1 protein-coding gene is annotated in these 681 nt (G+C 66.7%); it reads left to right on the top strand.

Going from position 1 to position 681, the window contains the following annotated elements:
• Positions 1-681: DNA translocase FtsK (locus ASF18_RS24815; protein ID WP_280138940.1), on the top strand; the 681-nt coding region annotated here is incomplete at both ends.

Below are 681 nucleotides of genomic sequence, written 5' to 3' on the forward strand. Positions count from 1 at the left end.
GCCGACGACATCGCCCGCTCGATGTCGGCGGTCTCCGCCCGCGTCGCCGTGGTCCCCGGCCGCAACGCCATCGGCATCGAGCTGCCGAACGCCCGGCGCGAGACGGTGTACTTACGCGAGTTGCTGGCCTCCGCCGATTTCGCCGAGACCAAGCAGAGCCTTGCCCTGTGCCTGGGCAAGAACATCGGCGGCGAGCCGATCATCGCGGATCTGGCCAAGATGCCCCACCTGTTGGTGGCCGGCACCACGGGCTCCGGCAAGTCCGTGGCCATCAACACCATGATCCTGTCGCTCCTCTACCGGATGAAGCCGGAGGAGTGTCGCCTGATCATGGTCGACCCGAAGATGCTGGAGCTCTCCGTCTACGACGGCATCCCGCACCTGCTCTCGCCCGTGGTCACGGACCCGAAGAAGGCGGTCATCGCCCTGAAATGGGCCGTGCGCGAGATGGAGGAGCGCTACAAGAAGATGTCGAAGGTCGGTGTGCGCAACATCGACGGCTTCAACGCACGCCTCGCCGAGGCGCGCGGGCGCGGCGAGATCCTGACCCGGACCGTGCAGACGGGCTTCGACCGGCAGACCGGAGAGGCCGTCTACGAGACGGAGGAGATGGACCTATCGGCGCTGCCCTACATCGTGATCGTGGTCGACGAGATGGCCGACCTGATGATGGTGGCGGGC

Source organism: Methylobacterium sp. Leaf89 (assembly GCF_001422215.1).
Classification (GTDB): domain Bacteria; phylum Pseudomonadota; class Alphaproteobacteria; order Rhizobiales; family Beijerinckiaceae; genus Methylobacterium.